Source organism: Nocardioides sp. P5_E3, from assembly GCF_054049275.1.
Map to the genome: position 1 here is coordinate 114,262 of NZ_JBFUMR010000009.1, position 19,628 is coordinate 133,889.

Annotated in this window: 21 protein-coding genes; 13 read left to right on the forward strand and 8 right to left on the reverse strand. The window is 69.2% G+C overall.

Annotation, left to right across the window (positions count from 1 at the left end; translation table 11 throughout):
* Positions 1-8: 8 nt before the first annotated feature.
* The 4 genes from sodN (at position 9) to ACXJKB_RS07780 (ending at position 2,601) form a co-directional block, all read left to right on the forward strand.
* Entirely contained in the window at positions 9-440 is a 432-nt protein-coding gene (gene sodN / locus ACXJKB_RS07765; RefSeq protein ID WP_457187037.1) for a superoxide dismutase, Ni, read from the forward strand.
* A gap of 170 nt (positions 441-610) precedes the next feature.
* A complete protein-coding gene (locus ACXJKB_RS07770) occupies positions 611-1,279 on the forward strand; it encodes a GNAT family N-acetyltransferase (protein WP_457187039.1) in 669 nt (222 codons plus the stop codon).
* 55 nt (positions 1,280-1,334) lie between these two features.
* On the forward strand, positions 1,335-1,751 hold the full coding sequence (locus ACXJKB_RS07775; RefSeq protein WP_457187041.1) for an anti-sigma factor: 417 nt from the start codon (positions 1,335-1,337) through the stop codon (positions 1,749-1,751).
* A 1-nt stretch (position 1,752) separates the two neighbouring features.
* Positions 1,753-2,601, forward strand: coding sequence for an RNA polymerase sigma factor SigF (locus ACXJKB_RS07780; RefSeq protein WP_457187043.1), 849 nt, complete (start codon positions 1,753-1,755; stop codon positions 2,599-2,601).
* Positions 2,602-2,607: 6 nt separating this feature from the next.
* Here the strand turns inward: ACXJKB_RS07780 and ACXJKB_RS07785 are convergent, their stop codons facing one another.
* Entirely contained in the window at positions 2,608-2,955 is a 348-nt protein-coding gene (locus tag ACXJKB_RS07785; protein ID WP_457187045.1) for a hypothetical protein, read from the reverse strand.
* Positions 2,956-3,174: 219 nt separating this feature from the next.
* Here ACXJKB_RS07785 and ACXJKB_RS07790 point away from each other — a divergent pair, with 219 nt between their 5' ends.
* Entirely contained in the window at positions 3,175-3,426 is a 252-nt protein-coding gene (locus ACXJKB_RS07790; RefSeq protein WP_056601527.1) for a WhiB family transcriptional regulator, read from the forward strand.
* Between the two features lie 2 nt (positions 3,427-3,428).
* Here ACXJKB_RS07790 and ACXJKB_RS07795 read toward each other — a convergent pair whose 3' ends face one another.
* On the reverse strand, positions 3,429-4,907 hold the full coding sequence (locus ACXJKB_RS07795) for a sensor histidine kinase (RefSeq protein ID WP_457187048.1): 1,479 nt from the start codon (positions 4,905-4,907) through the stop codon (positions 3,429-3,431).
* A gap of 69 nt (positions 4,908-4,976) precedes the next feature.
* Here ACXJKB_RS07795 and ACXJKB_RS07800 point away from each other — a divergent pair, with 69 nt between their 5' ends.
* Genes ACXJKB_RS07800 through ACXJKB_RS07810 form a run of 3 tightly spaced genes read left to right on the forward strand, consistent with a single transcriptional unit; the run spans position 4,977 to position 8,012 of the window.
* Complete coding sequence (locus ACXJKB_RS07800) at positions 4,977-5,831, forward strand: DUF2785 domain-containing protein (RefSeq protein WP_457187050.1); 855 nt, start codon at positions 4,977-4,979, stop codon at positions 5,829-5,831.
* Positions 5,832-5,841: 10 nt separating this feature from the next.
* Complete coding sequence (locus tag ACXJKB_RS07805) at positions 5,842-7,512, forward strand: acetolactate synthase (RefSeq protein WP_457187052.1); 1,671 nt, start codon at positions 5,842-5,844, stop codon at positions 7,510-7,512.
* Between the two features lie 11 nt (positions 7,513-7,523).
* Positions 7,524-8,012: a GNAT family N-acetyltransferase gene (locus tag ACXJKB_RS07810; RefSeq protein WP_457187054.1), complete on the forward strand. Its 489-nt coding sequence runs from the start codon at positions 7,524-7,526 to the stop codon at positions 8,010-8,012.
* Here ACXJKB_RS07810 and ACXJKB_RS07815 read toward each other — a convergent pair.
* Together ACXJKB_RS07815 and ACXJKB_RS07820 are read right to left on the reverse strand one after the other, a co-directional pair.
* Complete coding sequence (locus tag ACXJKB_RS07815) at positions 7,999-9,453, reverse strand: hypothetical protein (RefSeq protein ID WP_457187056.1); 1,455 nt, start codon at positions 9,451-9,453, stop codon at positions 7,999-8,001. The two genes, ACXJKB_RS07810 and ACXJKB_RS07815, sit on opposite strands and share 14 nt — an antisense overlap.
* On the reverse strand, positions 9,450-9,977 hold the full coding sequence (locus ACXJKB_RS07820; RefSeq protein ID WP_457187057.1) for a SigE family RNA polymerase sigma factor: 528 nt from the start codon (positions 9,975-9,977) through the stop codon (positions 9,450-9,452). Before ACXJKB_RS07820 ends, ACXJKB_RS07815 begins: the two co-directional genes overlap by 4 nt.
* A gap of 89 nt (positions 9,978-10,066) precedes the next feature.
* On the opposite strand from ACXJKB_RS07820, the gene ACXJKB_RS07825 reads away from it, so the two are divergent.
* Positions 10,067-10,441, forward strand: coding sequence for a thioesterase family protein (locus tag ACXJKB_RS07825; protein WP_457187059.1), 375 nt, complete (start codon positions 10,067-10,069; stop codon positions 10,439-10,441).
* A gap of 172 nt (positions 10,442-10,613) precedes the next feature.
* Here the strand turns inward: ACXJKB_RS07825 and ACXJKB_RS07830 are convergent, their stop codons facing one another.
* From ACXJKB_RS07830 to ACXJKB_RS07840, 3 genes are read right to left on the reverse strand one after another with little or no spacing between them, the layout of a single operon-like run.
* Positions 10,614-11,507 (reverse strand): TIR domain-containing protein, encoded by an 894-nt coding sequence (locus ACXJKB_RS07830; RefSeq protein WP_457187061.1) that lies wholly within the window; start codon positions 11,505-11,507, stop codon positions 10,614-10,616.
* Between the two features lie 13 nt (positions 11,508-11,520).
* Entirely contained in the window at positions 11,521-11,997 is a 477-nt protein-coding gene (locus tag ACXJKB_RS07835; RefSeq protein WP_457187063.1) for a hypothetical protein, read from the reverse strand.
* 10 nt (positions 11,998-12,007) lie between these two features.
* Positions 12,008-12,922: a TIR domain-containing protein gene (locus ACXJKB_RS07840; RefSeq protein ID WP_457187065.1), complete on the reverse strand. Its 915-nt coding sequence runs from the start codon at positions 12,920-12,922 to the stop codon at positions 12,008-12,010.
* A 302-nt stretch (positions 12,923-13,224) separates the two neighbouring features.
* Here ACXJKB_RS07840 and ACXJKB_RS07845 point away from each other — a divergent pair, with 302 nt between their 5' ends.
* The 3 genes from ACXJKB_RS07845 (at position 13,225) to ACXJKB_RS07855 (ending at position 16,529) form a co-directional block, all read left to right on the forward strand.
* Positions 13,225-13,401 carry a hypothetical protein gene (locus ACXJKB_RS07845; RefSeq protein ID WP_457187067.1) on the forward strand — a complete coding sequence of 59 codons (177 nt, stop codon included), beginning with the start codon at positions 13,225-13,227 and terminating at the stop codon, positions 13,399-13,401.
* Between the two features lie 423 nt (positions 13,402-13,824).
* Positions 13,825-14,367 (forward strand): AAA family ATPase, encoded by a 543-nt coding sequence (locus tag ACXJKB_RS07850; RefSeq protein WP_457187077.1) that lies wholly within the window; start codon positions 13,825-13,827, stop codon positions 14,365-14,367.
* Positions 14,313-16,529: a hypothetical protein gene (locus ACXJKB_RS07855; protein WP_457187069.1), complete on the forward strand. Its 2,217-nt coding sequence runs from the start codon at positions 14,313-14,315 to the stop codon at positions 16,527-16,529. The genes ACXJKB_RS07850 and ACXJKB_RS07855 overlap by 55 nt, the downstream gene beginning before the upstream one ends.
* A gap of 878 nt (positions 16,530-17,407) precedes the next feature.
* On the opposite strand, the gene ACXJKB_RS07860 is transcribed toward ACXJKB_RS07855, so the two are convergent.
* Complete coding sequence (locus ACXJKB_RS07860) at positions 17,408-18,457, reverse strand: adenosine deaminase family protein (RefSeq protein ID WP_457187071.1); 1,050 nt, start codon at positions 18,455-18,457, stop codon at positions 17,408-17,410.
* A 162-nt stretch (positions 18,458-18,619) separates the two neighbouring features.
* Here ACXJKB_RS07860 and ACXJKB_RS07865 point away from each other — a divergent pair, with 162 nt between their 5' ends.
* Positions 18,620-19,402 (forward strand): phosphotransferase, encoded by a 783-nt coding sequence (locus tag ACXJKB_RS07865; RefSeq protein ID WP_457187073.1) that lies wholly within the window; start codon positions 18,620-18,622, stop codon positions 19,400-19,402.
* Positions 19,403-19,628: the final 226 nt, after the last annotated feature.

The following is a 19,628-nucleotide window of genomic DNA, read 5'->3' on the forward strand; positions in this document are numbered from 1 at the left end:
CGCAGCAGATGCACATCTTCCCGATCGAGAGGAACCCGATGCTCCGCCAGCTGCTCGCCCCCACCGTCGAGGTCTCCGCCCACTGCGACCTGCCGTGTGGCGTCTACGACCCCGCCCAGGCCCGCATCGAGGCCGAGTCGATCAAGGCGATCATCGCCAAGGTCGCGGACAACGACGACCCCGACTTCCGCACGCGCGCCATCCTGATCAAGGAGCAGCGCTCGGAGCTCGTCAAGCACCACCTGTGGGTGCTGTGGACCGACTACTTCAAGCCCCCGCACTTCGAGAAGTACCCGCAGCTGCACACCCTGGTCAACGAGGCCACCAAGCTGGCCGGTGCCTCCGGCACCAAGGGTGAGCTCGACGCCGGCAAGGCCGACGAGCTGCTCGCCAAGATCGACGAGATCGCGGAGATCTTCTGGGAGACGAAGAAGGCCTGAGCGAAGCGAAGGCCTTCGAGTCACAAGCGCGACCGAGCCTGCGAGGTCGCGACCGCTGAAGAAGGCCTGACACACTCCCGACGCCGCACCGACCCACCGGGTCGGTGCGGCGTTCGTGCGTCCCGCTCCCCCGCGCTGGCTAGGCTCCGGGCCAGCGGACGGGAGGGCCGATGATCGAGCAGGTCACGCTGCGTGACGGCACGGACGCCTTCGTCGTGCCCCTGGAACGCACCGACCGGGCAGCGCTCGTGGCGGAGTTCGAGACCCTCTCCCCCGAGTCCCAGCGCCGACGCTTCCTCGCGCCGGTCAGGCACCTCAGCGACGCGATGCTGGACCACCTCGTCGACGACGTCGACGGCGTCGACCACATCGCCCTCGTGCTGTGCGCCGAGACGAGCGCCGACGTCTACGACCCCGTCGCCCTGGCCCGGATGGTGCGCTACGCAGATGTCACCGATGCCGCCGACCTCGCCGTCACCGTCAAGGACGAGTGGCAGGGCCGCGGGGTGGCCACCGTCCTGCTCGAGGTGCTGATGCGCCGGCGACCTGCGGGCGTGGACCGCATCGTCACCGAGGTGCTGCAGGACAACCCCGCGTCCCTGGGGATGCTCCGCCGCCTGGGCGCGGTGTCCCTCGAGGACGAGGGCAACGGGGTGTACGGCGTGGTGGTCGAGCTCGAGCACCTCGCCCCGGCCGCGACGCCGGACCTGACGCGGGTCGCCGCCCCGTCGCCGGTGCCCGCGGGACGGGGCGACAGCAGGCCGAGGCCGCTGCTGCACGACCCGCGCCACCGCCACGACCTGCACACACGCGACCAGCTGTGTCCGTGGTTCAGCTGATCGAGACCGTTAGTGTGTGCGGAGCATCGGCCTCGAGGACGGGACATTGACCCAGATGGCAGACAACACGGGGGCATCTCGCGCCGACGTCGAGCTCCGGCTCCCGGCCGAGGGGGCCTACGCGACGATCGTCCGCACCACGGCCGCCGGGCTCGCGGCCCGGCTCGACTTCACGATCGACGACATCGAGGACCTCCGCATCGCCATCGGCGAGGCGAGCGCGCTCGTGATCCCCGAGGCCGACCCGGGCGTCGACCTCGTGGCGAGCTTCTGGTTCGGCCGCGGCTCGATGACCGTCGAGCTGCAGGCCGAGGCGATCGACGACCCCCCGCTCGACACCGAGAGCTTCGCCTGGCAGGTGCTCGACACGATGGCGCAGGACGCGTCGGCAGGATCCGATGACGGGCGCTTCCACGTCCGCTTCACGGTGACGTCGGCGGTCGCTGCGGGAATGACAGGTGCCGAGCTCTGACATGAGCGCAGTCACGGGGGACACGGGGGACGACACGGCAGCCGACGCTGCCCTCGACCGCGGGATCGACGACGACGTCGTGCCCAGCGGTCTCGAGCACGTCCGCGCGCGCAGCGCCGAGCTGTTCAGCGTGCTGCGCGACGACGAGGCGAGCAGCGCCGTGCGCTCGGTGGCGCGCGACGACCTGGTGCACCTCCACCTGTCGCTGGTGGAGCACTGCGCCCGACGCTTCCGCAACCGCGGGGAGCCGTTCGAGGACCTCGTGCAGGTCGGCACGATCGGCCTGATCAAGGCAGTCGACCGGTTCGAGACCGACCGCGGCGTGGAGTTCTCCACCTACGCGACGCCGACGGTGATCGGCGAGATCAAGCGTCACTTCCGCGACAAGGGCTGGGCGATCCGGGTGCCGCGCCGCCTCCAGGAGCTGCGGATGCAGATCGGGAGCGCCACCGGCGAGCTCACCCAGAAGCTCGGCCGCTCCCCCACGCCGCGCGAGCTGGCCGAGGTCATCGGCTGCACCGTGGAGGAGGTCATGGAGGGCATCGAGTCCTCCCACGCCTACGCGACGCTCTCCCTCGACGCCACCGACGACAACGACGACGGCCCGCCGGCCATGCTCGCCACGCTCGGCGTCGAGGACGCCAACATCGAGCACGTCGAGGTCCGCGAGTCGATCAAGCCGCTGCTCGAGGGGCTCGGTGAGCGCGAGAAGCGGATCCTGCTGCTGCGCTTCTTCAAGAACATGACGCAGTCGCAGATCGCCGAGGAGATCGGCGTCTCGCAGATGCACGTCTCGCGCCTCCTGACGCGCACGCTCGCCCAGCTGCGTACGTCGCTCGAGGCCGACTAGCCGCAGCTAGGCCGCGTCCTCCTCCAGCACCTGGGTGGTCGCCGGGTGCAGCAGCCCGGCGATCACCACCACGCCAGCGACCGCCAGCCCGATCGCCAGCAGCGTGGTCGGGGCGTCGCGAAAGTTCCACGCCAGTCCCAGCTGGATCAGCTGGGCCATCACGACCGGCCCGCGGGCCCATCGACGGGTCTTCCACAGCGACCAGGCGCACCACGCCAGCCCGGCCGCGGCGGCGAGGAAGAACACCGTCGTCGTGACGCCCATGGTGAGCCGGACCGAGCGGAGGTTGGCCAGCTCGAGGACGGCGAGCACGACGAGCACCAACGCCTCGAGGGCCACGAGAGCGGCGGCCACCTGGAGCGGGGGTGGGGCGACAGGGTCGGGACCAGGGGTATCAGCCTTCGGCGTAACGGGCACTGCACAACAGTAGTTGTGACGGACACGACCAGCGTTGGGGGTTGTGTGAACGTTCAAAGATTGCAAGTCTGGTCGCTGCGCTTTCTGGCGCCCGGGCCCAGCTGAACGTCCGTAAACAGCAACCCGACGTGATGTGAAAGAGGGAATCCCCCACCCATGGATTGGCGCAGCCGCTCCGCATGCCTCGACGAGGACCCTGAGCTGTTCTTCCCGATCGGCAACACCGGTCCCGCGATTCTCCAGATCGAGGAGGCCAAGCAGGTCTGCCGTCGCTGTGAGGTACGCGAGCAGTGTCTTGCCTGGGCCCTCGAGGCCGGCCAGGACCACGGAGTGTGGGGCGGCCTCAGCGAGGACGAGCGCCGCGCGCTCAAGCGCCGCAACGCCCGCGCGCGCATCCGCACCGCCTGACCTCAGTCGACCGGCAGGTCCGCCTGCACCCGCGTGCCACGGCTCCCGGGACCGATCTCCAGCACGCCGCCCAGCTCGGACTCCACCAGGGTGCGCACGATCGACAGGCCCAGCTGGGTCGACGAGTCGAGGTCGAAGTCGTCGGGCAGTCCTCGACCGTCGTCCTCCACCACGACGTGCAACCGACCCACGATGCGGCGAGCGGTGACCACCACGCGGCCCGAGTGGTCCACCGTCGCGACCTCCTGGTCGGAGTAGCCGTGCTCGACGGCGTTCTGCAGCAGCTCGGTCAGCACCATCGCGAGCGGCGTGGCCGCCTCCGAGGGCAGCTTGCCGAACGAGCCCTCCCGCACGACGCGCACCGGCACCTCCACCCCGCTGACGTCCACGACCATCGAGCCGAGCCGGTCGGCGATCTCGTCGAAGTCGACGGTCTCCTCCACCGCGTGGCTCAGCGTCTCGTGCACGATCGCGATCGAGCCCACCCGGCGCACGGCCTCCTCGAGGGCCGCCTTGGCGTCCTCGGCGTCCGTACGACGCGCCTGCAGGCGCAGCAGCGCCGCGACGGTCTGCAGGTTGTTCTTCACCCGGTGGTGGATCTCGCGGATGGTCACGTCCTTGGTGACCAGCTCTCTGTCACGGCTGCGCAGCTCGGTGACGTCGCGCACGAGCAGCAACGCCCCGCTGCGCTCCCCCTGCGGACGCAGCGGGATGCTGCGCACGATGAGGGTGACCTCGTCGGTGCCGACCTCGGTCGCGCGCCCGTCGCGGCCGCCCAGCACGGCGCTCAGCGTCTCCTCGTCGGGTCGCCTGCGAGCCGGCACCAGCTCACGCGTCAGGTCGGTGAGGACCAGGCCGGCGAGGTCTCCCTGCAGCCCGAGCCGGCGGTAGGCCGACAGGCCGTTGGGACTGGCGTAGACGACCCGGCCGGCGGGGTCGAGACGGACGAACCCGTCCCCCACCCGCGGTGAGTCGGCGTGGTCGCTGCGCTGGTCGCTGAGCGGGAAGTGCCCCGCGGCGATCATCTGCGTCAGGTCGGCGGCCGTCTGGAGGTAGCTGAGCTCGAGCCGGCTGGGCGTGCGTACGCCGAGCAGGTTGGTGTTGCGACCGATCGTGGCGATCACGCGGCCGGCCCGGCGCACGGGGATGACCTCCACCCGCACCGGCACGTCGTCCCGCCACTCCGGGTCGCCCTCGCGTACCAGGCGCCCGGTCGTGAAGGCCTCGTCGAGCATCCGGCGGCGACCGGTCGGGATGAAGGTCCCCAGGACGTCGTCCACCAGCGCCGTCGGGCCGGTCGTGGGGCGCATCTGGCCGCCCGCCCAGTAGCCCCTGCCCTCCCGGTCCGGGAGCCACAGCACGAGGTCGGCGAAGGACAGGTCGGCGAGGATCTGCCAGTCCGCCATGAGCAGCTGGAGCCAGGCGACGTCGTCCTCGACGAGGTCGGTGTGGGCTCGCACGAGCTCGTGGAGTGAGGGCACCCGGCCAGCCTAGGGCCAGCGCGAGGCCGGACTGGGACGACGTCCGAGGGGGCTGGCAGGATGGGGCGCATGTCGATCGGCTACTGGGAACGCGTGCAGAAGGCCGGGTTCGAGGTCCCCTCGGACCGCCCTCTCGACGAGCTGACGGCCGAGCTCACCGCGATGCTCGGATCCACCCGGCCAGAGGTCCGCGACGGCACCGCCTTCCCCGCCCTCGCCACCTGGATCGCCAACGGCGTCTACGACGACCTGCTCGCCGGGCTCGGTGACGGCATGGTCGCCGGGCTCTCGGTCGGGGTCGGCGAGGACGGGACCGACAGCGTCTTTCGGCGCAGCTTCAGCGCCCTGATCCTGGGCGCGTGCATCGAGCGTGACAACGAGCGGCACCTGCTGCCGGGCGCGAAGATCCTCGAGTGGGGCGACCGGGCGATGACCTGGTTCCTCACCGAGCGCGACACCCGCGGCTATGTCCCGGAGAAGGGGTGGGCGCACACGGTCGCCCACGGCGCCGACACCCTCGGCGCGCTCGCGGAGTCGCCCCACCTCGCGGGGCCGGAGCACACGGTGCTCCTCGACATCGTGGCCGAGCGCCTCCTCGACCAGCCTGCCGACGCTCCCCTGGCCTCCGGGGAGCCGGACCGCCTCGCCGCTGCGGTGATGCAGGTCCTGCGGCGCAACACGCTCGGCGTCGACGCCCTCGAGCCGTGGGTGCACCGCATCGGCGCCGCGGCCAACCCCTACCGCGGGCCGGTCGACCACGACCCCTACGCCCTGACCGCGGCGCCGCAGGCGTTCCTCCGCGCGCTCTTCCTGCACCTCTCGCTGGGTCACGAGCCGCCCGCCGTGCGGCCCGACCTGCTCCTCGTCGTGATCGAGGCGCTGCGGATGACCAACGCTCCCTACCTGCGAGTAGACACCCGCTAACCTGCGGGACATGAGCGAGATCACAGGTCACAGCGGCGAGCTGGCCGTGCACGTCGCCCGCGCCCACGGCGTGGACACGATGTTCACCCTCTCCGGAGCCCACGTCTTCCCGATGTACGACGGCGCCGTACGGATCAACGGGGATGGCAACGACCCGCAGATGCGGCTGCTCGACGTGCGCCACGAGCAGACCGCCGCCTTCGCCGCCGAGGCGACCGGCAAGCTCACCCGCGTCCCCGGCCTCGCCGTCCTCACCGCCGGTCCCGGCGTCACCAACGGCATCAGCGCGATCGCGCAGGCCCAGTTCGCCGGCTCCCCGATGGTCGTGGTCGGCGGTCGCGCCCCACAGAACCGCTGGGGCACCGGCTCGCTGCAGGAGCTCGACCAGCCGCCGATCATCGCTCCGGTCGCGAAGGCGGCGCGGACCATCATGACAGCGGGCGACGTCGCGGCCGGCGTCGACGAGGCCTTCACCCTGGCCCGTTCGAGCCACCGCGGTCCGGTCTTCGTCGACGTGCCGATGGACGAGTTCTTCAACTCCGCGTCCGGCACGGTCGGTTCGGGCGAGGGCACCCGCATCGAGCCCGACGGCGACGCCATCGCCACCATCGCCGGCCTGTTCGCGCGGGCGCAGCGTCCCGTCCTGATCCTCGGCACCGACGTGTGGGCCGACCACGCGGAGGCGGCCGCGCTGCGCTTCGTCGAGGACCTCGGCATCCCGACGCTCACCAACGGCATGGGCCGCGGCGTCATCCCCGGCGGGCACCGCTCGCTGGTCACCAAGGCCCGCGGTGCGGCCCTGTCCGGGGCGGACCTGGTGGTCGTCGTCGGCACCCCCCTCGACTTCCGCCTCGGCTACGGCGCCTTCGGCGGTCCGGACAAGAACCCGACGGGCGAGTTCGCCCGGGTTGTCCACATCGCCGACTCCCCCGGCCAGGTCTCCGGCCACGCCGAGCTCGCCGCGTCCGTCGCGGGCGACCTCACCACGGTCCTCGACGCCCTGCAGAAGGCGATCGAGGGCGGCGACAAGCCCGACTGGCAGGCGTGGGCCGACCAGCTGCGCGACCAGGTGAGGGCCGCCGCGGAGCGCGACGCGCAGCTCCTCACCGCTGAGGCCGACCCGATCCACCCCGCCCGCATCTACGGCGAGCTGGTCCCCCGCCTCGAGGACGACTCGGTCGTGATCGGCGACGGCGGCGACTTCGTCTCGTTCGCCGGCAAGTACGTCGAGCCGAAGCGGCCCGGCGGCTGGCTCGACCCCGGCCCCTACGGCTGCCTCGGCGCCGGCCTCGGCGCGGCGATCGCGGCCCGCATCGCGCGGCCGAGCGCCCAGGTCACGCTCCTCCTCGGCGACGGCGCCGCCGGCTTCTCGCTGATGGACGTCGACACGCTGGTGCGCCACGACCTGCCGGTGGTCATGGTGATGGGCAACAACTCCGCCTGGGGCCTGGAGAAGGGCCCGATGCAGATGCTCTACGGCTACGACGTCGTCGCCGACCTCGCCCAGCGCACGCCGTACGACGACGTGGTCAAGGCGCTCGGCGGCGCGGGCGAGACCGTGACCGACCCGAAGCAGATCGGGCCCGCCCTCGACCGGGCCTACGCCTCCGGCGTGCCCTACCTCGTCAACGTGATCACCGACGTCGAGGCGGCCTACCCGCGCACCACCTTCGGCATCTGAGGTCCTGGGTCGTGGAGATCCGTCGGATCCGGCCCGGGGAGCACGCCGCCGCCGGCGACGTGTGCGTGGCGGCGTACGACCCGCTCCTGACCGGCGCGGAGGACGACTACCGCGAGCGGCTGCACGACGTCGCGACCCGTGACGCGCAGGCCGAGGTGTGGGTGGCCGTGGTCGACGACCGGGTCGTCGGCGTCGTCACCTACTGCCCGCCCGGCTCACCGTGGCGCGAGATCGGACGCGACGACGAGGGCGAGTTCCGGATGCTCGCGGTCGACCCGGCGGCCCAGGGCTCGGGTGCGGGCACCGCCCTCGCCCGGCTGTGCGAGGAGCGGGCCCGCGAGCACGGGGCCTCCGGGATGGCGCTGTCGTCGCTCGCCACGATGGCCGCCGCGCACACGGTCTACGGACGCCTCGGCTACACCCGTGACCCCGGCCGCGACTGGTCGCCGGTGCCCGGGGTCGACCTGCTCGCCTTCGCCAAGTCCTTCAGCAGCGCCTGAGGCTCGCGGGGTCGGTGACGTCGTCGAAGCAGACGGTGCCCGTCGGCAGCGCGGCGATGTCGGTCTGCCCGTCGGGCACCCATTGCCACGACTCCCAGGAGCCGTCGCCGCCCGCCACCATCGTCACGACGGACCCGTTCTCGGTGAGCCACGTGCGGTAGTCGCGACCGTCGGCCTGGGTGCCGGTGCCGAGAGGGACCTCGCCCACTGGCCGCAGGCCGACCAGACCCGCCTGGTCGGCGGTCTGGGCGACGATTTCGACCACACCGGGATCCGTCGCCGAGGTGACGTACGCCGACGCAGCATCGAAGCCGACCAGGGAGGCCGGGCTCACCACGTGCACCCGGGGCTCGGGCGCGTTGAGCGCGTAGCTCGAGCCGTCGGCCCCCGGACCGTCGATCACCAGGTTCGGACCGCCGTCGTCCTCGACCCGCGCGCGGTAGCCGAGCCCGCCGTCCTCGAGCGCGACCTGCTCCCCGACGCCGATGGTGTCCGTGGACTCAGTCGCCACGTAGGGCAGGTCGTCGGCGCTGTCGGCGTCGCATGGCCTGGTGCCCTCCGGCACCTGCACGAGGCAGCCCTGCTCCCCCGCCCGTAGGACACCCTGGTCGTCGAGCGTCCACTCGTAGGTGTCCATCACGTAGGTCTCGGGCACGAGCATGGTCATGCTGCCGGCGGAACGGGCGAACGCGTTCACCGACCGGGTCGACACGAGCGTCGCGCCCTCGACCCGGAACGTCTGGACGTGCACCCGGTCGTAATGCTGCGTCTCGGATCCGGGGACCACGACGTCGCCGCTCGCGAGCAGCACCGGGTCCTCGGGCACGGCCCGGACCAGCAGCCCGTCGCGCAGGTCGAGGACGACCGGCTCGAAGGGTGCGCCCGGCCCGCCGTCGACATCGGTGGTGTAGAGCACCAGCTCCTGGTCGCCGTCGCTGTCCGCGTCGATCGGGTCGAGCGCACCCACGCCGATGGTCGTGCCGAGCTCGACCAGGCCGTAGGCCTCTTCCCCCGTGCTGCTGAGCGTCGTCTGCACGCGGGTGCGGCCGTCGTGCTCCTCGGCCGGCTCGGCGAGGAACTCGACCCTCTCCATCGTGCCGTCGCCGTCGAGGTCGAGACGAACGGGCTTCGAGAGGTCGTCGGGGGCCCAGTCGCGGCCGATGTCGGCCGGTAGGTCGATCGTGGGGGCGTCGGGCTGGGGAGCGATCCGGTCGGACCTCGGATTGCCACCCATGCCCTGGAAGACCACGCCGATCACCAGCAGCACCGCGGCCGCCGTCGTGAGCAGCACCCAGGGCGACTGCCAGCGCGGTCGCGGGGCCACGACGATCGCGAGCTGCGCCAGGTCCTCAGGCTGCACCTGCTCGGCGCGAGCGGTGAGCGCGGCGCGGAGCCGCGCCTCGATGTCCGCCAGCTCGGGCGGCATGTCGGTGGTGCTCATCGCTCCTCCTTCCCCGAGCTCGTCTGCGGGTTCTTCGCCATTGCCTTCTCGAGAGCGACCAGCCCACGGCTGGCCGTCGACTTCACGGTCCCCTGGCTGATGTCCAGCGTTCGGGCGATCTCGGCCTCGCTCAGGTTCGACCAGTAGCGGAGCACCAGTACCTCGCGCTGCCTCGGCGCGAGCTGGTGCAGCGCCTCGATGACCTCCCGGTGCTCCTCCGCCAGCACCGCGGTGTCCTCGGGCGAGGGTGGCGACAGGTCGTGGGGTGGCGAGTACGCCCGGGCCGTACGCCGCCGGCGCAGGGCCGAGCGGGCGGTGTTGACGACCGAGACGCGCAGGTAGGCCAGGGCCTTGGTGGGATCCTTGACTGCGTCGGGTCGGCGGGCGAGAGCCGCGAACGCGTCCTGCACCACGTCCTCGGCGGATGCGAAGTCGTCCACGAGGAGGATCGCCAGCCGGACGAGCGACAGGCGGTGGGCGGCGTACAGCTCAGTGATGTCCACCACCGGCTCTGTGCCAGCCATCCCGATCGACCTCGTGCTCATGTCTGGTAGACGTGTCCTCGACCCTCAGGTTGCCCCATCGACGCAGGAAAACTCCGGAAGGCCCACCCATGCCGCAGCTCGAGCCCGCCACGCTGACCTACGTGGTCACCGACGACGACACCGCCGCGGCAGTCGGCAGCGGGTCGCTGCCCGTCCTCGGTACGCCACGACTGCTCGCGTGGCTGGAGGCCGCGACCTGCGTCAGCCTCGAACCGAGGCTGCCCGAGGGCTCGACCAGCGTTGGTACCCGGGTGCAGGTCGAGCACCTCGCGGCGAGCCCGGTGGGCGCCGAGGTCGAGGTCAGCGCGTCCAGTGCCTACGAGGACGGCCGCCTCCACCGGTTCACCGTCAGCGCCCGTGACACCACCAGCGGTAAGGTCCTCGCCGCCGGTGAGATCACGCGGGTCGTCGTCGACGCCGAGCGGTTCATGTCGCGGCTCTGACCGCCCGCACCCATTGGGCGTGTCCCACCTCGCCCACAATGGGCTAGTGCTGTGGTGGTCACCAGCTCGAGCATCCGACCCGCATCCGGACCCTCGGCGACCATCGCCTCTTCCCCGGGGCGTTGGTCTGGGGGTCCACTTCAGGCGTCGCAGCCACTAGCAGGATGGCCCGTCAGCCGTTGACGTCGAGAAAAACCTCTTGGCTGATGGCCTCACCTTCACTGGTGTAGCCCGTAACCGTAACGTCGAAGGCACCCTTTCCTCCGCCGCCTAACATTCGGTTCTTGTTCCAGACCTCCACGGTGACGGATCTTCCGCCGCCCGGAATCTTCTCGATCAAAGTGCCCTCATCCATAGATTCCAGTGCGGCGTCGTTCGGCCATGCAAGCGAGACGTTGTACGCGACCTCGGTGCCGCGGTTGATGACCTTCAGCTTGTCGAAGGCGTTGGACCCCGACCTTCTGTGGAAGCCGAGCCCGAAGTCGATCGCGGGGGGTGAGGTGGCGTTTGACGGGATCCGGCGTCCCATAGGCAGACCAGCGCCCGGCGGTTCGGCCGTGAAGTCGCCGACTGTCAGCCAGTCGGTGCCACCGGTGTCTACATCGAGGCCCGTACCGCGCAACCTGGTCGCAAAGGACTGGCGCGAGGATGGATCGTTGGAGAGGCGAATCGCATGGCGGCCTCCAACGTCGGAGAACGGACGAACGCTACCGACCTCTACGAGGAGCGTGTTATCGGGATTCCTCCCGAGTGCCATTCCCGCTTCGAACAAGACGTTTGGTCGAGCCTGCGGGGCGGGATTCGTCTGGTCATCTTTCGGGCCAGACGCCCAGCGGTGGTCAAGGTAGGCGACTTCATCCGGAGTCATGAGAACGACCACAGCTCCTGCGTTGTGGAAGGCGGCATCGAGGACCTCCCCGATGTACGGAGATGCTTTTCCGGTGAGGCCGATGGCCGTGTCCCACTCCAACGGTCTGAGGCCCAGAGCGCGAAGGAACGCGAACATCGAGTCCCTAACGGGGGTGTTTCTCCCGTGCACCACGAACACGGCTCGCCGATCAGTCACGTAGATCCTTAGGTTAGACGGCGAACGGGCTGCCGCAGATCAGACAGTAGACGCGGTCAATCGTCGTACCCGGCACCTTGACTGGTTCGTTGGGGTGACACGGAGGCTCAATGATGATCATGTCGTTCGGCTCGTGAAGCGGTTCTGGCGTAGGGGTCTCGCTGCTGTACCTACCGGTCCGCTCAATCTTCACGGTTTTGCTGGACTTGAGGCCCTTGAACATGTCATCCAGTGCTTCGTTGACGAGGTCGTCTATCGCGGGCGCCGCGTCGGCGTGTGCGAAGTCAAGTTGCGCGGGGGTCCACCAGGAGTCGACGCCCGCTGGTGCGCCGCACCGAGGACAGAAGTACTGGTCAACTTGCTCGGCGTCCGTGTCGCCCTCGCTGTGGCTGTACCACTTGAACTGTTCTTCGCAAGTGGGGCATTCGCGTCGCAGGAACCCGTCCGCATCCAACGGGATGCTGATAGGGATACTTACTTCATCGTTCATTGCCCCTGACCTAACCGTTGATATCGAGGAAAACATCTTGCTGGACGGATTCGCCGGACTCGGTGCGTGCGGTGACTGTGACGTCGAAGCGAACGTCTCCGAACCCGCCACCAAGGCGACCACCGCCTCGGTTCAATGTCGACAGGGTGACTGACTTTCCCCCGCCCGGAATCTTCGCGATCAGATCATCTTTCTCGCGTAGTTGCAGAGCCGCATCCGTTGGGAAAGAGATCCTGACGTCGTACGCCGTTTCCACTCCCCGGTTGATGATCTGAAGGTGCCCGCCAAGGCTTCGCCCGCCCATTGACCGGTACCTGATGTCGAAGTCGACCGATGGTCGAGGTGGAGCGGCGGACGGGACCCGACGCCCCAAGGTGAGGCCGTCGCCGGGAGGCGGAGGCGCCGTGAAGTCGCCGGTCGCTAGCCAGTCCGTCCCGCTGGTGTCGACCGCGCAGCCCGCCGTCTGCAGGCGCTTCGCGAGCGCCTGCCGTGCGGGCGCGCTGTCGTTTAGCCTGATCAGGTGCCGACCGGCAATGTCGGAGAAGGGCCGCACTTCGCCGACCTCGACGATCACAGTGCGTGACGCGTCGCGCCCCAGGGCCATCCCTGCCTCGAACAGCACGTTCGGCCGAGCCTGGGTCGAGGGCTGGGTCTCAGGGTCACCGGCGCCGTCGCCGTACCGGGGCTGGAGATAAGCCACCTCGTCCGGGGTCAGCAACACGACCACCGCTTGCGCCTGGTCAAACGCTAGGTCTAGGACTTCGCCGATGTACGGGGAGCCCTGCCCGGTGAGTTCCACCGCGCGGCTCCACTCGATGGGGGTCAGGTCCAGGGAACGGAGGAACTCGAACATGGATTTCCGCAGCGGCTCATTGCGCCCGTGGACGACGAACACAGATCGCGCGTCTTTGCGCGGCTCGGTCAACTCGGTCTCCTTGTCGCTGGACTGGAGACTGAACCTAAGCCATTGCTCCGACAGGTGGGGGGACACCCAGAGCGGTGGCCGTACGCGGCGTTCAAGAAGGTGCGTTCTAGGCGCGTCATACCGCCGATTGCCGAGCGTGAAGACCGATCGGCCGGACGCCGCCCAGAAGTGACTTGCCGGTCAGATGCAAGCGCCATGTACAGCGGTTTCTTCCGGGCGCGGGTGTCTCAATCTCAGTTTGACGCCGGAGGCACTACTGGATGGAGACACGCTCGCAATCAGGACCAGCCAGAATGCTTGCCATGGTGGAACACGAAAGTTTCGACGGGGACCGTTACGACGACATGCCGGCGACGGTTGACGAACTCTTGACGGCAGCAGCAGAAGACGAGGTGGACGCGGTCACGATGCACGAGCTGGGCAGGTGCCACGAACTCGAAGGGCTTTGCATCTATTGCACCGAGCGGGTTCGCGACTGAAGGTTTGTCGTGACCCCGACAGCGGGCGAACCCGCGGGCTCGCGAGCGGACGCGTTGGCCCGCCAGTGCTGCGGCCGGGAGGAGCTCGTACCGCCGCCCCGGCTAGTTCGACCTGCGTCTAACCGCCGCCTGCCGGCGAGCTCGGTGGCCGCCCTAGACATGGTGCCGGGCTCGGTCGATTCTGGGATCGACACCAGCCGTGCGGTTGAGGGAGGTGGGATGAGCGCCCTGCCACGCCCGAACGTGCCACTTGGTGCGCACCGCGACCTTGTCGACGCCCTTCACGCCCTTCACCACGAGGCTGGATGGCCTTCCTTGCGCACGCTGGCGAGGGCCACGGGCGTCTCCCATACCACCGTCTCGAAGACATTCTCGACCGCGGCCCTCCCGTCGTGGGGAACGTTGGAATTGCTCGTCCAGGTCATGGACGGCGACGTGGCCCGCTTCCACGCCCTATGGGTGAGCGCCACGGAACCGACAGTCGGCAAGACGAGGGACGTGACTCGCATCGCTGGACGTCAAGTCGAGCTTGCTGCCCTGCGACGTCATCTCGAAGGCGGTGACGGCCTTGTCCTCGTGGTCGGGGAGGCGGGCATCGGCAAGTCCGTACTTGTCGAGTCTGCCCGCTCATCAACCGACATCTTCGTGGCCATCGGGCACTGCCTTCCTTTGTCCGCTGCGGTGCCGCTGATGCCCATTGCGGATGCCCTCAGAACGATGGCCGGAGCTGACGACGGCCGATGGCTCGGCCAGGCACTGACGCACTGCCGGCCGTACGTGACGAAGGCCCTGGCCCCCTTGCTGCCCGAGCTCTCCCCGATGCTGCAGAAGAAGCCACCGGGGAGTTCGCACGCCACCGCATGTTCACGGCGATTGTCGAAGTCTTGGGGGCGCTGGCTCGGGTACGGCCCATGGCCTTGCTGCTCGAGGACCTGCACTGGGCCGACATGCCCACCCTGGACCTAGTGGAGCAGGCCCTGAGCGGGAGGCTCAGCCTGCCACTGGTGGGCACGTGGCGACTCGACGACCCCGACGTCTCCTCGACACACCGCGCGTGGGAGGCGCGCATTCGCCGGAGCCGCGCCGTTAACTCGATCTTGCTGCCGACCTTCACCCGGGACGAAACGGCCAGTCAGCTGCGGCTCACCTACGGCAGCGCACCGTCTGAGGCCGTCGTCGACCGCATCCAGGCGCTGGGACAGGGACTACCGCTGTACACCGACCAGCTGGCAGGCGCCCCTGACGGCGAGGTTCCGCGGCAGCTGGTCGACCTGCTCGACCTCCGGCTCGGCCAGCTCGAGGATGAGCCGTGGCACGTGGCTCGAGTCCTGGGGGTCGCCGAACGGCCACTGGCTCCGGATGCGCTTCAGGAGGCCTCAGGGTTGTCGGCCGAGGAGCAGTTGCGCGGGCTCGCTGGGTTGGCGGATCGCCGCCTGTTGCGAACCGGCATGACCGAGCGTGTGGCGTTGGCCCACCCGTTGTTCTGCGATGCCATCAGACGCCGTCTTCTTCCCGGGGAAGCCGCCACCGTGCATGTCGCCCTCGCGGCCGTACTGGCAGCGCGTCCCGACGTCGAGCCCGGTGAGGTCGCCCGACTCTGGCAAGAGGCCTCCCGGTTCGATGAGGAGATCGTGTGGCGGATCGCCGCTGCCCAGCGGGCGCGCGAGCGGCAGGCTGCAGCCGAGTCGTTCGAGAACTGGCGGCGCGCCCTGGTGCTACGTGACCTGACCGACCGGGCCGTCGAGGTCCCGCTGTGGCGAATGATGTGCGAGGCAGCAGACGCGGCTGCCGACAGCCAGGACATCGAAACTTCTCTCGCACTGATCAACCAAGCCCTCGCTATGGACCTCGATGCCGCCGCGCGCGTGCGCGTGCTCCGACTGGCAGGAGGGATACACATGTACGGCGGCGACCTCGACGAAGGGTTGGCGTTCCTCGACGCAGCGGGAGACCTGGTCGACGTGCTACCCCCTTCGGACGAGTTGGTGGACGTGCTCCTGACACGGATCGGGGCTCTGTCGCAGGTCGGTCGCTACGACGATTGCCGCGCCGACCTGACGCGCGCGCAGAAGCTGCTCACCGGGCACGCGTGCGGAAGTCGCCGGCAACGAGTGCTCACATGGTCGGCGTGGTACGCGATGATCGACGGGGAATACGGCCGCGCGCAGGAACTCGTCGGCGATGCACGTGCCGCCGCCGACCCCGGAGCCGACCCCGGCGCGGACCCGTACGTAGACCTCTTTCTCGCCGTCAACGCTACTGACATCCTGCTGCACACGGGCGCCCCACCAGCCTCGTTGGCCGCGGTAGCCGCACAACCATTGACGCTGGCAGCGCAATGGGGACTCGACACGTCTCACCTCGCATCCGCGTTGCGGGGCAACGTTGCTGACGCCTTCCTTCGCACCGGCGACCCCGACCGGGCTGCGCAGGTGCTCGAGCCCGACATCCGCGACGCGCCGACACTTAACACGGCGATTTCACACATCACCTACGCGGCCGTGGAACTGCGTCGTGGAAACGTCGCGACCGCTCTGCGGCGGTGCGCAACAGCCGAGGCAGCGCAAGGCAGTCGCGGCGGTGGGAACTGGGCCGAGGTGGTCCCGCACTACGCCGAAATACATCTGTGGGCCGGATCTCCGCGCGCTGCGATCGCCTTACTCAAGGAGACGCTGGCCGACACCCTTCCCACCGACAACGCGCGAACCGCCGCGCCCACGCTCGCGTGGTGCGCTCGCGCGTACGCGGACCTCATGGATCTCGACCATGCCTCGAGCGCCGAGCGGGACGCGACGCAAGGACAACTGGTGGCGCTGCTCGCGCAGGCGCGCGTCGACCCCTTCAGCTCGGCAGCGACAGGAGTCCTCGTGCCCGCATGGGAAGCGCTCTGGCATGCGGAGCTGGCCCGCATCACGCACACCGACCCTGTAACAGCCTGGACGGACGCGGCCACAACCTGGGGCAAACGCGATCGCCCACACGACGCCGCCTACTGCCGCTGGCGGGGGGCACAGGCCGCGGTCCGCCAGGACCAAGGCACCCTCGGCAGACGACTCCTGCGCCGAGCGGCAACCGACGCCCGCACGCACCTTCCATTGCGTCTGGCCATCAACGCCACCGCCGAATGAGTGCGGCACCACCGAGCGCGGCACTGTCCACGACGTGTGCTCGCGACTCGCGGTCACCGATTCGACCCCGAAGGGGCCCGCGTCCATCTGCCGCTTGATGGCGCCGCCCGCGAGTTACCGGATCTGCCGAGATGCGGTCGCGTGGGCGCGGCGTACATTTCGATCTCATGGGGAGCGGTTGCGTGTTCTGTGAGAGATCAGTTCTTCGCGCAGCAGACGCGTACCTAGAGAACAGGCACCGTCTATACGCCTCATCGCACGGCAAGCCTGCAGCCTAGGAGCCTGCTCCACCCGCTAGCCGCTGCCCCCGCCGTAGCTGGGGGGCATATGCCACTCGTTCTGCGGCGGTTCGTCCTGGTGCCAATCGCGCTTCCCGCACCTGCTGCACTCGGCGTACTTCTCGCCCTTGGGCGTCTCGAACTTGTGCCAAGCGTGCCGTCCAATGACGCATCGCCAGTTCTTCGCCATGACGCCCTCCCTGCTCTACTTCGAGGATGCTCGTTCAGCGGCGCCGCGTCTAGAAGCTCACGGGACGGCGCCGTGAGGTCGCTATTGATATGCCGGTCATGATGCCTCCCTACGCGCTGCGCTACTCGCTGGCCAACGGAAGGGTGCGCTCGATGGCTCCCGGATCACATCGAATGTGGCCCCCGGGTGGGGTCTGCGCCAGCAGCCGATTCAGAGTGCCTCTCCCGAGTCGCGTCGCACGGACATGCCGCGATGAGCGCGCGGATCTGCCGATGAGCGAGCATTGTGCCGACCGTCGTGGCCGTACGGATGGACCGGACCCACTCACGGTTCAGCTCGGCGATGGAGTGTTCGGGTGCAATCAGCATTCGTGCTGTGCCTTGGGCGAGGAGCGAGCACCGCTCCGCCGGTCAGTGCCCGTTCTCCGCGTAGGCCGCGTCGAGCGCGGCGATCTGCCCGGCGAACGAGGCGCGCATCGCGGCGCGCTCGTCGTCGTCGCACCATGAGGCTTCGACACCGTCGCGCGCGATGTGAGCCGCGACGTCCTTACCGAAACCCATCGCGGTGAGGCCCTCGCGGTACTCCCGTCCGATGTCGGTGCGAAAGAACATGGCGTCGTCGGTGGCGATTGTGACCCGCAGCCCGGCTCGGATCATGGCCGCAATCCGGTGACCCGGATCTAGCGGCCAGCCTGAGCAGATGGTGGTGGAGACCGGGGTGACGGTGAAGAACTTTTGCAGGTCGAGCGCCCTGGCCATCAACGCGGGGTCGTCCACGATCCGGTAGCCATGGTCGATGCGATCGACGGCGAGCTCGTCGAGGACGAAACGCACGTCCTCCAGAGTGGACTTCGGGGTCTCGCCCACGTGGGCACAGGTGCGCAGGCCGTGTCGGCGAGCCATGGCATAGGCGTCCGCGAACTGACGGGGATCCTCCTGGCCCTCGATGGTGAGGTCGTCCATACCGATGCCAACTACTTCAGGTATCGGATTGGCGACGATCGTGTCCACCAGCTCGCGGGCGGCCGTGCCACCATCGCGGCGGTTGATCGCCGCGATCAGCCGGAACCCGACCCCGTAGTCGACCTTCGCAGCCCGCAGGCCCGTGACGATCGGTTCCATGACCTGCCGGTAGGACAAGCCGTGACCGGCGAAGTATTGGGGGTTGACGAAGTATTCGCGGTACTGCAGGTTCCCGCGCTCCACGCCGATCCGAACGCCCTGGTAGGCGATGCGCTCGAGAGCCCCCGGATGGCAGGCGGACGCGTGCGCGGCGCGAAACGCGACCAGGAAGTCGGCCAGGTCGTTGAATTGAAACAGCCGCTCTGGGTCCGTCGTGGGCAGCTCGACTCCTTGCGCGGCCGCGAGTTCCAAGAGCAGCGTCGCCGGCATCGTCGACACGAAGTGGCAGTGCAACTCGACCTTGGGAAGTAGGCGCAGGTAGCCGTCGAGCGTCAACACTGAGGTCCCTCCGTTCGGACGGCGTCCAGCTCAGAGCCATTGTCGTGGCGGGGAGGCCTAGACGCACGAATCTGCCGCGATGAGTGCGCACGCATGCCGAGATCCGGGCGGGTCCGCGAAACTCATTGGTGGCTGAGCCATTGCTCGTGTGAGGGTGATTGCGTGGCGAACGACGAGGTGCTGAACCGAGCGGCAGAGGTAAACGAGCAGTTCCGCGCCATCGAACTGACGGACGAAACGGTCACTCGACCCGCTGGACCACACACCCCAACCGTGCACTCGTTCCTGCGGCAYCTTCGCGCAAAGGGCCTGGACTGTGTCCCCGAGCCAGTGTCGCTGCACGGCGAAACCGAAACGCTCCGCTTCATCGAGGGCGAGAGCGGCGGAGACGGGTGGAAGCACCAGCACGACGAGCAGGGACTGCGGTCGGCGGCACGCCTCCTACGGCGCATCCACGACGCCTCCGCTGACTGGGTCCCACCCGACGACGCCGTCTTCGCCGCACCGGGAGCCGAGGGCGGCGACGTCTTCGTCAACGGCGACCCCGGCCCCTGGAACTTCGTCTGGCGGGACGGACAGGCCGTCACGCTCATCGACTGGGACTTCCTTCATCGCGCTCCCAGGCTCAGCGACGTGGCGTACGCCCTCCAGTGGTTCGCCCCGATCCGGGACGACCAGGCAGCCCTCGATTGGCACCACTTCCCGGAGATCCCCAACCGGCGAGCGCGCATCGGGGCCTTCCTCGACGCCTACGGGACCCCGGCCGACTTCGACGTCGCTGACACCGTCGTCCAACGCATCCGATACACCAGCGAGCACGTCCGGTTCCTCGCCGCCCAAGGACAGGAACCCCAGAAGACATGGGTCGCCGAGGGCAGCGTCGAGAAAGAGGAACTTGCTGACATCACGTGGATCGAGGAGAACAGGGCGCTGTTTTCCGACTGACGCCCAAGTGCACGTCGACGCGGATGCGGTGCACGCGCGGTCGTCACGATGAAGCATCCGGATCTGCCGCGTTGAGGGCGGCTACGCTCGCCCGGATCTGCCGCGTTGAGGGCGGCTACGCTCGCCCGGATCTGCCGCGTTGAGGGCGGCTACGCTCGCCCGGATCTGCCGCGTTGAGGGCGGCTACGCTCGCCCGGATCTGCCGCGTTGAGGGCGGCTACGCTCG